This window comes from Pelistega ratti, from assembly GCF_009833965.1.
Lineage (GTDB): Bacteria > Pseudomonadota > Gammaproteobacteria > Burkholderiales > Burkholderiaceae_B > Taylorella > Taylorella ratti.
In genome coordinates this window covers 1,099,156-1,113,122 of record NZ_CP047165.1, presented here as the reverse complement: position 1 = coordinate 1,113,122, position 13,967 = coordinate 1,099,156, and the positions used below count along the sequence as shown (strand labels likewise).

At 39.9% G+C, this 13,967-nt stretch carries 13 protein-coding genes; 3 read left to right on the top strand and 10 right to left on the bottom strand.

The features are described 5' to 3' along the window. Window positions 1-7 precede the first annotated feature (7 nt). The 10 genes from F9B76_RS04775 to F9B76_RS04730 all read right to left on the bottom strand — a co-directional run bounded on the left by F9B76_RS04775 (window position 8) and on the right by F9B76_RS04730 (window position 9,211). Window positions 8-808 carry a DUF1868 domain-containing protein gene (locus tag F9B76_RS04775; RefSeq protein WP_159991081.1) on the bottom strand — a complete coding sequence of 267 codons (801 nt, stop codon included), beginning with the start codon at window positions 806-808 and terminating at the stop codon, window positions 8-10. A gap of 254 nt (window positions 809-1,062) precedes the next feature. Continuing rightward, window positions 1,063-1,899, bottom strand: a complete 837-nt coding sequence (locus F9B76_RS04770; RefSeq protein WP_159991080.1) for an alpha/beta fold hydrolase — start codon at window positions 1,897-1,899, stop codon at window positions 1,063-1,065. Window positions 1,900-1,961: 62 nt separating this feature from the next. Then, complete coding sequence (gene ybgF / locus F9B76_RS04765; protein WP_159991079.1) at window positions 1,962-2,627, bottom strand: tol-pal system protein YbgF; 666 nt, start codon at window positions 2,625-2,627, stop codon at window positions 1,962-1,964. Window positions 2,628-2,836: 209 nt separating this feature from the next. After that, on the bottom strand, window positions 2,837-3,316 hold the full coding sequence (gene pal / locus F9B76_RS04760) for a peptidoglycan-associated lipoprotein Pal (RefSeq protein WP_159991078.1): 480 nt from the start codon (window positions 3,314-3,316) through the stop codon (window positions 2,837-2,839). Window positions 3,317-3,361: 45 nt separating this feature from the next. After that, entirely contained in the window at window positions 3,362-4,627 is a 1,266-nt protein-coding gene (gene tolB, locus F9B76_RS04755) for a Tol-Pal system beta propeller repeat protein TolB (protein ID WP_201289357.1), read from the bottom strand. A 130-nt stretch (window positions 4,628-4,757) separates the two neighbouring features. After that, a complete protein-coding gene (gene tolA, locus F9B76_RS04750) occupies window positions 4,758-5,846 on the bottom strand; it encodes a cell envelope integrity protein TolA (RefSeq protein WP_159991077.1) in 1,089 nt (362 codons plus the stop codon). A 23-nt stretch (window positions 5,847-5,869) separates the two neighbouring features. Next, window positions 5,870-6,313 (bottom strand): ExbD/TolR family protein, encoded by a 444-nt coding sequence (locus F9B76_RS04745; RefSeq protein ID WP_159991076.1) that lies wholly within the window; start codon window positions 6,311-6,313, stop codon window positions 5,870-5,872. 5 nt (window positions 6,314-6,318) lie between these two features. Beyond that, window positions 6,319-7,005 (bottom strand): protein TolQ, encoded by a 687-nt coding sequence (gene tolQ, locus F9B76_RS04740; RefSeq protein ID WP_159991075.1) that lies wholly within the window; start codon window positions 7,003-7,005, stop codon window positions 6,319-6,321. Between the two features lie 4 nt (window positions 7,006-7,009). Beyond that, a complete protein-coding gene (gene ybgC / locus F9B76_RS04735) occupies window positions 7,010-7,435 on the bottom strand; it encodes a tol-pal system-associated acyl-CoA thioesterase (protein WP_159991074.1) in 426 nt (141 codons plus the stop codon). Between the two features lie 33 nt (window positions 7,436-7,468). Next, window positions 7,469-9,211 carry a proline--tRNA ligase gene (locus F9B76_RS04730; protein WP_159991073.1) on the bottom strand — a complete coding sequence of 581 codons (1,743 nt, stop codon included), beginning with the start codon at window positions 9,209-9,211 and terminating at the stop codon, window positions 7,469-7,471. A 62-nt stretch (window positions 9,212-9,273) separates the two neighbouring features. On the opposite strand from F9B76_RS04730, the gene F9B76_RS04725 reads away from it, so the two are divergent. The 3 genes from F9B76_RS04725 to F9B76_RS04715 all read left to right on the top strand — a co-directional run bounded on the left by F9B76_RS04725 (window position 9,274) and on the right by F9B76_RS04715 (window position 13,829). After that, the gene (locus F9B76_RS04725; protein WP_159991072.1) at window positions 9,274-9,873 is read left to right on the top strand and encodes an RNA pyrophosphohydrolase; all 600 of its coding nucleotides are present in this window, start codon (window positions 9,274-9,276) and stop codon (window positions 9,871-9,873) included. A gap of 128 nt (window positions 9,874-10,001) precedes the next feature. Further along, window positions 10,002-11,390, top strand: a complete 1,389-nt coding sequence (gene mnmE, locus F9B76_RS04720; protein ID WP_201289356.1) for a tRNA uridine-5-carboxymethylaminomethyl(34) synthesis GTPase MnmE — start codon at window positions 10,002-10,004, stop codon at window positions 11,388-11,390. Between the two features lie 1,212 nt (window positions 11,391-12,602). Continuing rightward, a complete protein-coding gene (locus F9B76_RS04715) occupies window positions 12,603-13,829 on the top strand; it encodes a porin (protein ID WP_159991071.1) in 1,227 nt (408 codons plus the stop codon). Window positions 13,830-13,967 lie beyond the last annotated feature (138 nt).

Below are 13,967 nucleotides of genomic sequence, written 5' to 3'. Positions count from 1 at the left end.
ATGTACTTTATAGTGTATTTAAGTGATATTTCACTAATGGTGCATAAGCCAACATATCATCGAAAATAGCAAACTCAATCGTATCAACTTCAAGTAATGGATTTTGTTGTTTAAATTGTGTTGACCAGATTTTTCGTTGTGTTTCTGCACGCTCTAATTGTTCTGGTGTATATTTTTTCCAGTTATAAGCTAGAGTGATATGGAAACGGAACTTATCGGGTTGGTTACGAGTGGTTTGTAATAGTTCGCTTAATTGTCGGCGGAATTCAATAATTTGTTCCCGTCCCTCAACTAATTCTACCCCTAGAATAATCATCTCTTTATCAAAAGGCCCCCATAATTCGGTAGGTGCAAATTTTAATACTTTGGGTAAATCGGGTTTAAATTGTTTTAGTTTTTGGGCATAGTGCAGATGTACATCTTCAATAGAGGCGGTTTTAGGTAAATCTCGTGGCCAAAAACCTTCTTTTTCTCGTTGAGCAGGGTTTTCATTCGTACCATTAAATAGGGTAATGTGGAAACTATTTTTAGGTAAAAAAGTGTGTAGTTCACCAAACTCACTTTGTTTAATCTCTTGCTGGAGTTCGACTAAGTTTTGGTAAAAAGAGGTATCTTGTGGTACATGGCTAACCAGTGAGTTCCCGGGATAATGCAGTGCCTGTCCATCAAAATCAAATTTATACCCTTTACCTACGGTGGGTAAAAATTCATTTTGTGCTATACGTGTTTGCTGAGCTGTTGCCTGTGTTGCTAATAGTGTTGATGTGCTGAGTAATGCAGCTGCACCTAGAAAAGATCGTCTATCCATTATTGTTTTCCTGAATTAAAAAATTGGGAAATATAAAGATAGCGACTTTTTATGAAAGTATTATGTAATGGTCTAGATAAAGTAGGAGAGCCTATTTTTCTAGTTGATTTATTGGGTTTTAATACTATAGAAAAGAACCGATAATAGGGTGAATTTGCTACTTCTTACTATATGAGCAATACTCACGCTATTATCAGCCATGATTATGAATTATTTGGGTTTTATTTCATGATAGTCGATCAAAGTAGTAACTATTAACGCCCCAACTCAAGACGTTTTTGTTCTTCACAGTATTGAAGATGATCTATCACGATTTGGTTAAACTCACTGGGTAAGGATAAATTCATTCCATGAGAAGCAGGGCTGAGGATATGGGTTTTAGCTTGTGGCCACATATCTTGCAGGCATTTAATAATATTAGGGAATGGGGCAGGGCTATCAGAGCCACCGATAAGTGTGATACGGAAGTTTTGGAGAATGCGTAAATCTTCACAGATTAAAAAGGGTGGTTCAAATCGTTGTAAGGAAAGGGTATGTGCATTTTCGCGTACCATATCTTTAAACCATTTCACCATACGTTGATACGTCCCTTTGCCACTAACGGAATCAATAAATAGGGTTAAACCAGCATCAATCTGACCGTCTTGGATAAGACGTAAGGCTTCTTGTTTGAAGGCAATACTGGCACTCAGTTCTTCTTCATTACGGATGCCGGGATCAGCAAGGAGCAAGGATTCAACTTGATAATCATGTTTAAGGGCTAATTGGAGGGCAACAGCACCACCACGCGAATGTCCGAGGACATGAACGGTTTCTGTTCCGACCAATTGTTTTAGTAGTTCGCTCATATCTTCTGCGTGTTGTGCCACGCTAAACCCCTCTTTGCTATCAAGCGTAATAGGGGCATAGTGTCTAAGGCTAGGGGCGATAACACGGAAATGCTGTGCGATTTGAGGAATCTGTGCTTTCCAGTAGCGATAATCACAGAGTGAACCATGAATCAGTAAAAGCGTAGGGCCTTTCCCCTCATCAATATAGGCATAAGGGGTATCATTAATCAGTATTTCGTTAAGTGAAAAATCAGTTTTCATAGGGAATAAAAACCGCCCTACAAAGAGGGCGATAGAAGTGTTGATATAAAAATAAGTGAGGATTAGTACATTTTGAGGCGTTCTTTAGCCGTATCTGCCGCTGGTGTACCGGCATATTCGTTAATCGTTCTTTGTAGGGTGGCTTTAGAAGCAGCAATATTATTGAGTTCTAGTTGAGAGCCTGCTACAACCAGTAAGGCATCACCTGCTTGTGCATCTTTAGGGTAGGTGCTAATCATATTGTTAAGTGTACTAATAGCCCCTTTGAAATCACGATTGGCATAGCGACTACTGCCTTCGTAGAAAAGGGCAGTGGGTCTGAGTGAGCTATTAGGATAGTTTTTAGAGAAACTTGCTAAAGATTTAGCTGCATTACCATAATCCCCTTGACGGAAATGGTCTAAAGCACTATCAAAGGCGTTCTGTTCATTCGGATCGCCGACTTGTGCTGATGGTCCTATATCATCGTTGGCACGTGCTTCAAGTGCTTTAGTTTGTGATGCCCCATTTAAGGTTTCCACTTGACCACGGAGCTGGCGGAGTTCGTTTTGAAGATGTTGTACTTGTGCTGCTAAATCGTTACGTACCATATCGCTTTGTTTGAGTTGTGCGCGGAGTTCTAAGATGGCACGACGTGCTTGTTCATCTTCGCTAGCAAGTGCAGGAGAAGAAAGGCTAATAAAAGCAGTGGCTAGCATAACAGCAATAGTTTTTTGGGTAATCGTCATTTTCTATCTCTTTAGTGGGTTAACTCTTCTCTTGATAAAAGAGGAGTGAAAATCTTAACTATTTTATATTTTACACCGAAAATAATCACTTTATGGTGCTTAGAAATCATTAGACATAGGAATTTACTTTAGCTATAAGCAAAATAAAAACGCCACAATAGTCAATAACCATTGTGGCGCAGACAAAATGTCTATCGTAACGCTAACAATTAACGTAAGTAGTTAATATCAGCACGACGGTTTTCTGCGTAAGCTTCTTCAGATGCACCTGTTGCACGTGGACGTTCTTTACCAAAAGAAACGGCTTCGATTTGAGCACCATTAACACCTTGTTGAACAAGTTGTTTAGCCACAGCGACTGAACGGCGTTGACCTAATGCTAAGTTGTATTCTGAGCTACCACGAGCGTCAGTGTTACCTTCGATACGAATGCGTTGTTGGCTGTTAGCTGCTAAGTATTGTGCGTGCATTTGTACTAAAGGTTGGTATTGAGATTCAACAGCATAGCTGTCAAAAGCGAAGTACACTGAACGTTGTTGTGCTAATGGGCTGTTAGGATTGAATGGATCCATTACAACACCGCTACCAGAAGTAGAAGTTGTAGCACCAGTATCAGTTGATGGTGTAGAGCAAGCTGCTAATGTTGCTGCAACGGCAGCTACAGCTAAAACTTTTGCTAAGCGTGACATAGCATTTTCCTTTTAATCTATAAAATAAAACAAAATAAATATTTTCTATTTTTGCTCTGTAAATGGTCCCCAAACCACAGCAGTCACATTGCCTGCACCAGGTAATGTTGTGTTAAAAGAACCATCTGCATTGACAAGCGATAATCTACCATTTGAGGTATAGAGTATCTGCATTCCATTAGGAGCAAAACTAGGAGATTGGTCATTAGGCCCTGAGGTTAGCAAACGATCAGCACCAGTCCCTAAACCATTTATGGCAATAGAGTAACCACCACCTCTCATGCTAGTATATACCAATTTAGAGCCATCAGGGGATATCTTACCTGAAACATTTTGTGAACCACTAAATGTAATTCGGCTAGCAGCCCCCCCATTTATCCCAGTGCGATAGATTTGTGGACTACCACCACGGTCAGATGTAAAAATTAAACCACTACCATTTGGGAAGAAATACGGTTCAGTATCAATCTCTGGTGAATTGGTGATTTTACGCGGTGTTGTGCTACCTGTGCTATTGATCATATAAATATTAGATAAACCGTCCATACTAAGCGCAACCGCGAGTTGGCTACCATCTGGCGACCATGCTGGGGCACTATTATTGCCTTTAAAATTAGCGACAGTTGTGCGATCGCCTGTACTTAAATTTTGTACAAAAACAACAGGTTTACCTAATTCAAAGCTAACATAAGCGATTCGGGAACCATCTGGCGACCATGCTGGGGAGATGATATGTGCACCAGACGTAACAGATTGTGCATTTTCACCATCGGCATCGGCAACATAGAGTGTACTACCTGATACATAAGCAATTTTTGTTGCAAAAATACCACGAACCCCTGTTGATTGCTCATAAACAGCATCCGCCACTTTGTGAGCTTGTTGGCGTACATTGTTATGAGAAACACTGAGAGAGTGGATATTAATTTGCTGTGCAGTATCCCCTAAATGGTAATTAACGGTATTTCCAGAAACCGCACCATAGACAACATTTTGTCCGCCACCCGCTTCTGATAATGCTGCCCAATTGGGTGTACCTGTTGAATCGGTACTCATCACACCGTTAATGCGTTTTACATCAAATTGACCAGAACGAGTAAGGTCGGCGGCAATAATATTGGCAATTTCTGCTCCATTTGTACCTGCAAAATCTGCCACGACTATAGGAAATTTATTGGCATTATCACCAGATCCTGATAGATTGACATTAACCTGTGCATGAGTAGCAACGGTAAAGCTCAATCCCATCAGTAATGCACCAAGACGGCTGATAGAGCGGTGGAATAATCCATATTTGTTTAATAGCGACATTGTGTCGTACTCCTAAATAATAATGAGTGTATCAATAAAATTTGATAACGAAAATAGGTAGGAAAATTCAGTATTTCAACCACTTTCAGACACCTCTTTGTAGGATAAAAGAGGCATCTGAACCATAAACTTATCGTGGTCGGAATTCATACTCTCCTTCAACCCAATTATTTCCAGTTGGGGGTTTGGGGAAAGGATTACATGCTTTTAAAGCATTCGTTACGGCATTATCAAATGCTTTATTACCCGATGTACGTGTAATACGTGCTTGTGTAACGGTTAGTGAAGCATTAAAGTCTACACGGTAACGCAGTTTCAAGCGTTGATTACCACTAAATCGTAAACGAGGTTCTACGCAGGCTTTAACACGGCGAGCATAGCCATCATTACCACCGCCACCACCTACTTGGTTACGGTCGTTCTGTCCGCCTTTAATACCAGCACGGCTATTAATATCCCCACGCATAGCGGCACGGAGGGCATCGCCTTGTGTATTGGCTTTTGCTTTGGCTTCAGCGGCAAGACGTGCATCTGCTTTGGCTTTAGCTTCTTTAGCTGCCTTTTCTTTAGCGGCTTTTTCTGCTTTCTCTTTCTCGGCTTTTTCCTTGGCTAAGCGTTCTGCTTTTTCCTTCGCCTCTTTTTCCGCTTTTTCTTTCTCAGCTTTTTCTTTGGCTAAGCGTTCTGCTTTTTCTGCCGCCTCTTGCTTGGCTTTTTCTTCGCGTGCCTTGGCTTCGGCTCTTTCTTTTTCAGCCTTTTCCTTGGCGGCTTTTTCTGCTTTCTCTTTCTCAGCCTTTTCTTTGACTAAGCGTTCTGCTTTTTCCTTTTCCGCTTTTTCTTGTGCACGTTTCTTTTCTAACGCAATATCAGGATTTTCCTCAGCAACCGCTGGGGCTGCTTTTGGAGCAGGCGGTGGAGGAGGTGGCGGAGGGGGAGGAGGTGCTTGTTCAGGCTCTGGCTCAGGTTCAGGTTCTTCTTCTGTACGCGTATCTTCTTCGGCAGGATTGGGTGTGCGTGTTTCTGCAGGGGGAGCAATAATTTGTTCTGTTCCCTCTGTCCATAATTCAAGCTGCGCTGGGCCTGCCGCAGAATCCCCTTTATTTAATAATACACTGATAATAATAGCGGCCACCAAGGCAAGGTGTAGCACGATAGAGCCAATAAAGCCCTTGGTATTATCTTGGTGATCATAAAAATCATTGGGATTATCAAACTTCTTCATACTTTATCTTTCCGTATTAACGGTTATTTCTTTGACGAATTGCCTTTCGTTTGATTAACCATTAAGCCAAGGCGACTAAGACCATTGGATCGTAAGGTATCCATGATTTTCATGACCTCTTCGTAAGGGACTTTACCGTCAGCAGAAATCACAACAGGGGTATCTGCTTGTGTCATTGATTGAATACGGGCGAGTACGTCCTCTTTAGGAATTTTTTCAAATTCTGATCCTGCTTGACGTAAGCGAACAGAAATATCCCCATTTTCTTCAATCTGTACTTCTACTGGTGTAGAAGGTACTTCAGCTGCTTGTCCTACTGATGGCAGATTAATCAGTCCGGGGGTAATCATCGGTGCGGTTACCATAAAGATGACCAACAAAACTAACATGACATCAATATAAGGAACCACGTTCATTTCATTTTTCATACGTCGTGTTTTACCACGACTTCTGCGTGCTGTTGCCATAGTGATTACTTCGTTTGACGTTGTAAAATATTTAAAAACTCATCCATAAAGCTATCAAAGCGATTGGCTTCTTTATCGATAGCATTAGAGAAATAGTTATAGGCTAATACCGCAGGAATAGCGGCAAAAAGACCGATTGCTGTTGCGATGAGGGCTTCGGCAATACCGGGGGCTACCGCAGCGAGTGTAGCGGTTACATTGGTACTAAGTCCTAAGAAAGAGTGCATAATCCCCCATACTGTTCCTAAAAGCCCAATATAGGGACTAACAGAACCTGCTGATGCTAAAAAACCAAGGCGAGCATCGAGTGAGTCTAATTCACGTTGATAGGTAGCACGCATAGCACGTTCGGCATTATCCATTTGTGTATCGGTTGATGATTCACGCTGACGTGCTTTGAGAAATTCGCTCATCCCTGCATCAAAGATACGGGCTAAAGCCCCTGCTTGTTCAGGGTGGCGAGTAATGCTTTGATGTAAAGCGGTTAAATCACCACCACGCCAAAAATCTTGTTCAAATTCACGTGTTTGTTTATGGGTGCGTGATATAGCAAGATATTTACTAATAATCAATGCCCAAGAAGCAATAGAAATAATGACTAAAAGGAGCATGATGATTTGAACAGGTAAACTTGCCTCAATAATGAGCGAAAAGACAGACATCTCTGTTGGTGCTGTTGTAACGGGATCCATAGTGTTAATTATCCTGATCTGAAAGTAGAATAGAATGTACAAAGTTAGGGATAGGACTTATTTTAAAGGTTTGTGCATTGACACAAGCAATTTGAATATCACAACGAACCAGTATTTCGTCTTGGCGCATACAAATTTGCTCAAAATCAATAGAGGCTTTGCCTATCTTTTTGATCTGGGTTTTTATTAAAAGCGCATCATCTAAGCGAGCAGGGCGTTTATAGTCTAGTTGAGCGTGTGTGACGACAAAGAGAATATTGGCTTGCTCTACAAGTACAGATTGATGTAAACCAAGATGGCGTAGCCATTCTGTACGAGCGCGTTCAAAAAATTTGAGATAGTTAGCGTAAAAAACAACCCCTCCCGCATCCGTGTCCTCATAGTAAACACGGATAGGGAAAATAAAATCAGTATGGTTTTCTGAAGTCATCAACTTACCATAATTAGCTAATAAATCAAAAAATTATAGCGTATTTTTAAGGTGATGATATAGCTCTATAATATAAGAATTTACTTCAGATGGTGACAATTTGACGGATTCTGTTTTTGAACGCTCTTGTACTTCAATAATACCGTCTTTCAGACCACGTTCACCCACCGTAACACGAATAGGTACACCAATTAATTCCCATTCAGAGAACATGACACCGGGACGCGCATCACGATCATCTAAAATGACATCAATACCTTGTGATTTGAGGTGTTCATAGATGGCAAGTGCTTGTGTGCGAACTTCTTCACTTTTTCCCCAACCAATAGGGCAAATCACCACCTCAAAAGGAGCCATAGGCATTGGCCAAATAATACCGCGGTCATCATGATTTTGCTCAATAGCAGCTGCCATTACACGACTAACACCAATACCATAACAACCCATTTGAATAACTTCAGGTTTGCCTTGTTCGTTAAGGTAAGTGGCTTTGAGTTTAGAAGAATATTTATCCCCTAAGAAGAAAACATGACCTACCTCAATACCATGCTCAATGGCTAATGTACCTTCTTCACCAATAGCAGGATCACCAGCGACAACATTACGAATATCAGCAACAATAGGTTCAGGTAAATCACGTCCCCAATTAACACCAATCCAGTGCGTATCTTCTTGATTACCACCACAGACAAAATCACTCATATTAGCAACTGTTTTATCCGCAATAATCGTAATGGGTTTTAGTGTTTGTACAGGGCCTAGGAAACCGGGTTTAGAGCCAAAATGTTCAATAATATCTTCTTCACTGGCTAGTTCAAAACTATGCTTAAATGCCTCTAGTTTGCCTATTTTTACTTCATTCACCTCATGATCACCACGCACCAAGAGTAAGCAAATATGGTGTTTTCCTTCGGCATCTGTTACACGATATACCACTGATTTAACGGTTTGTGTTAGCGGTAAACCTAGTTGTTCGGCAACGAGTTCACATTTATTTGCACCGGGTGTAGGGACACGTTCTAAGGCTTGTGTCGGTGTAGCACGTTCAGCAATCAGACAAGGGGCTTGTGCCAATTCAATATTGGCAGCATAGTCAGAATCAGGGTTATAGACAATTAAGTCTTCACCTGTATCGGCAATGACTTGGAACTCATGACTACGAGAGCCACCAATAGAGCCTGTATCGGCATTCACCGCACGGAATTTAAGTCCTAATGCACTAAAAATACGTTGATACGCATTAAACATAATGTCGTAGCTTTTAAGTGCAGAGGCTTCATCACGATCAAAAGAATACGCATCTTTCATCATAAATTCACGTCCACGCATCAGACCAAAACGAGGACGGCGTTCATCACGGAATTTTGTTTGAATATGATAGAAATTAACAGGTAATTGGCGCCAGCTATGGATTTCATTGGCAACAATATCGGTAACCACTTCTTCAGAGGTTGGCTGTAGTACAAAATCACGACCATGGCGATCTTTAAGACGTAGTAATTCTGGGCCATAAGCGTCCCAACGCTCTGTTTGCATCCATAGTTCTGCAGGTTGGACAACAGGCATAAGGATTTCAATCGCCCCTGAATTATTCATCTCGGTACGGACGATATGTTCAATTTTACGAAGTACTTTAAGGGCTAATGGCATATAGGTGTAAATACCACCAGCGTGTTTACGGATCATTCCTGAGCGCATCATCAACTGATGGCTAATAACTTCTGCATCGGCAGGGACTTCTTTTGATGTATTTAAATGAAAATGTGTTGCTAACATGATTACTCACTCAATTGAAAAGTATAATGACAACCATTGTATTTGAATTTAAGGTGCGGTGCATGCTTGATCGCGAAGGTTACCGTCCTAATGTAGGTATTATCCTTGTTAATCATAAGAACGAGGTCTTTTGGGGTAAAAGAATTCGAGAAAAATCATGGCAGTTCCCTCAAGGTGGCATAAAGTACGGTGAAAATCCAACACAAGCCATGTATAGGGAGCTAAATGAAGAACTCGGACTGAGACCTGAACATGTGCAAATATTAGGGCGTACACAAAACTGGCTACGATATAACGTGCCAGAAAATTTTATTCGACGTGAGTCGAGAGGTCATTATAAAGGACAAAAGCAGATTTGGTTTTTATTAAGGCTAGTTGCTAAAGATAAAAATATTTGTTTACGGGCAAGCCATCACCCGGAGTTTGATGCGTGGCGATGGAGTCCCTATTGGGTATCCCTTGAGCAAGTTATTGAATTTAAAAGAGGGGTTTATATGCAAGCCTTACAAGAACTATCAGGTTTGGTCTTTAGCCAAAAAGCCGAAACACGCTTTTTACGTAAACATCGTTATCGACAACGCCAGCAAAAAACCATCCGTACGGATAGTAGTATTATCCGTATTCAGCGAGAGGTCGTTGTGGATATAGAAAGTATTATTTAAGTCAGGTGTCGTGGTATTTATGCCGTCATAGTATAAGTATCCGTTCACGATAAGGGTAAATCATCCGTGCTTATTGTGAAGGGGTCAATACATCATCTATAGATACCTGTTGATGATAAGGATACATTATGCAAACAGAAATCACTGCGTATTCACCCACTATTGTGGCTATTGCAACGGCAGCCGGTCGTGGTGGTGTAGGGGTTATTCGTTTATCGGGTAAAAACTTACAAGCACTTGCGCAGATATTAAGTGGTGGTAAAACACCGCGTCCTAGACAAGCACTCTATACAGACTTTGTGGATAAAGAGGGTAGAGCCATTGATAATGGTTTGATGTTATATTTTGCGGCACCAGCGAGTTTTACGGGTGAGGATGTTATTGAGCTACAAGGGCATGGTGGGCCTGTGGTCATGCAGATGTTGCTTCATCGCTGTTTAGAACTGGGGGCAAGACTAGCTGAGCCGGGGGAATTTACTAAGAGGGCTTTTTTAAATAATAAATTAGATTTAGCTCAAGCAGAAAGTGTTGCCGATTTGATTGATGCATCTAGTCAGTCTGCCGCACGCATGGCATTGCGAAGTCTTAAAGGGAGTTTTTCACAACATATTCATACGTTAGTTGATAGTTTGATTAATTTGCGTATGTTGGTTGAGGCAACTTTAGATTTTCCAGAAGAAGAAATTGATTTCTTAGAGGCGGCTAATGCACGCGGTAAATTAGCCCATTTGCGAGAAGAACTAGAGGGTGTGCTAGCACAGGCAACGCAAGGGGCTATTCTTCGAGAAGGGATGAATGTTGTCTTGGTCGGTGCACCTAATGTGGGTAAATCCTCTTTACTCAATGCGTTGGCAGGTGATGATATTGCCATTGTGACAGATATTGCAGGGACAACGCGCGATACGGTGCGCGAACAAATTACCTTAGATGGTGTTCCTATTCATATTGTTGATACGGCAGGGTTGCGTGAAACAGATGATGTGGTTGAAAAAATAGGGATAGAACGTAGTCATAAAGCCTTGCAGAATGCCGATGTTGCCTTGGTGCTGATTGATCCGAGTGAGGGATTAAATGCAAAGACAGAAGCATTACTTAGCACTATTCCTTCAAATTTAAAGAAAATTGAAGTATGGAATAAAATTGATTTATTCGATATGAAAGCGGATATTTTGCGTGAAACCGCCGCACAGCAAGTGAGTAAGAGCGGAGCTAATACCGTGATTCGTCTATCGGCTAAGCAAGGTGAGGGCTTGGCATTATTGAAAGAAGAACTATTGAATATCATTGGCTGGCAAGGAGAAAGTGAGGGATTGTTCTTAGCCAGAACACGTCATCTGAATGCCTTAAATAAAGCGAAAGAAGAGCTTGAAAATGCAGCGATTCATGGTTATGACAATATTGAACTATTAGCAGAGCATTTACGGCTAGCCCAAGAGGCTTTAAATGAGATTACGGGGGAATTTACAGCGGATGATTTATTAGGGGTGATTTTTAGTCGGTTTTGTATAGGGAAGTGATGGGGATGTTCTGTGATATGTGTTTTAAAGTTATTAAAATATAGTGCTAACTAAAGTAGTATTGCGTAGAGAATAGGGTGGATAAAATGAGCCTATTTGCTTTGTTATAGCTTTTATTTTGATTTTATTTATGATACATTGGTTCGTATAGAGATAGGTTATTTCTATATTTTTTGTTTTTTAAGGGGGTATTATGCGAAGAGAAGGTTGGGACGGTAACTAAATATGGATTTAGGTATATTAACATGGGCTATTGGATTCAAACAATAGCCTTCGTTTTATCTGCTATAGCTGCTTGTGTTGTTATTTTGCATAATGGACGTATGGCAAGGAGACTGGCAACGTTATACTATTAAAAATATTAAATAAAAATGATAGCGTTGAGTGATTATTTTCTCTTATCTTTACGCTTATGCGTTTTTTTACCCTTATACTCATAGGATGAAAGAAAAGTAATCGTTATAAAAAATGCGGCTACGCCTAAAAGTGCCCAAACACCATCAGTCATGATTATTTCCTCCGTAAAATACAGTGTGCATGGAATGAGCATAACACTAAATAATGACAAATCAATGATATAAGATAAATACTTCATAGGATATAAATATCCTATATCAGTACGCTATCAACAACAACCGTTTAGTCTATTCATCTTGTGCCTATATTCTATGTAATATGAAATTATGCAAAATTATTTATCGAATGCATAATTATTTAAACAATGCATAATTATGCATAATTATTTAGGAACTACATAAAAATAAATAAAAATTAATAGTAATGAAATATACATAATTACGCTACTCTGTATAGTAAATAGTCAGTATTATCTTCTATTAAGCAAAATAGGTATGTGTACTTATAGGGTTAATACCTATTTATTTTATTTTAATTTTATGGTAGCAAGATAATTTTAATAATGTAAGTTATTGAAAAATAAAGGAGTTATATACAAAAACATACAAATGCAACATATAGAAAAGCTAAGAAATACTATCTAAATAATAGAAATATTTTGTTATTTATAGCTTATTGGTAGCATAAAAACAACGAAAATTAGACATAAAAACAACAAAAGCGTAATAATTTAGCAATAAATCTAGCTATTAAGCTGAAAATTTGATGCAATAGTAACAGCTTTCCTAGTAGAGATTTTTGAGCTACAGATTTTTGGAATAGCTCAAATTGATTAAATTTTACGGAGATTTCTAAATGAAAAAAACACTATTAGTTTCTGCTCTTGCAGTTAGCTTCGCTGGTGTAGCACACGCTGAATCATCAGTTACTCTATACGGTATCGTTGATGCTGGTATTGGTTACACACAAACTAAAACTACTGGTGCTAATGTAGTTGATGCTAACGGTAACGTTATTGCTACAAATGCTACGAAAAAAACTCGTGATTTCGGTTTAAACAACGGTGCTAAACAACAAAGCCGTTTCGGTTTAAAAGGTATTGAAGAGTTAGGCAACGGTACTGCTGCGATCTTCCAATTAGAATCTGGTTTTGACTTAGAAACTGGTAGCACAGGCGACTCATTATTCAATCGTCGTGCCATTATCGGTTTAACTGGTGAAAGCTGGGGTACATTAACCATCGGTCGTCAACACAACGTGGCTGATGACATCTTAGCGCCAATCGATCCATTCGGTACTGACTGGGGTCAAGCAGGTGCTAACTCTACTTTCGGTGGTTCTATCTCTGCTGTACAAACACCAACCATCAAATACTTATCACCAAACTTTGAAGGTTTCAAATTTGGTTTAGCAGTAAGTGGTAGTGACTCTAAAGTTAAAACAACTGCATTAAACTACAAAAACGTTGATAAAAAACAAGACGGTGGTGTGTCTGTTGGTCTAGGCTATGATAATGGTCCTTTATCTTTGGCAGCTACTTTTGACTATAGCCGTCAAAAAGATAAAGAAACCCTTAATGGTGTAAATACTACTGATATTGATAGCAAAGCAAAAGCATGGGCTATCGGTGCTGCTTATGACTTTGACGTTGTGAAATTACACTTAGGTTACGGTCAACAACGTGATGGTTTCGTAAACGATGTTAATGAAGATGCTACTCGTAACGGTGTAGCTAACTACGGTCTATTTGATGCGACTCAACAAGTTGCTCATGTAATTTACGGTGGTGATAACATCAGCAATAAAGGTTTACGTGCTCAATCTTGGTTCGGTGGTTTCACTGTACCAGTAGCTGACAATGGTAAAGCATTATTCAGCTACCAAGGTGGTCGTATCAAACACAACTCATACAACGGTCGTGTAAATACACATATCTATAGCTTAGGTTACCAACATGACCTTTCTAAACGTACTAACGTTTATGTATTAGGTTCATACGGTGAAGCGAAATCTTCTGGTTACGAAAGAAGAGTTAAATCACGTACTACTCAAGCTATCGTTGGTTTACAACACCACTTCTAATCAGTGGCAAGTATGCTAAAAGCATACCAATAAATTGACCTGAACAGGTAACCCCTCTAGGAAACTAGGGGGGTTATTTTTTGGGTTTTATCTATCGTGATGATGTAAATAGCCCCCAAATAATATAAAAAAATATAA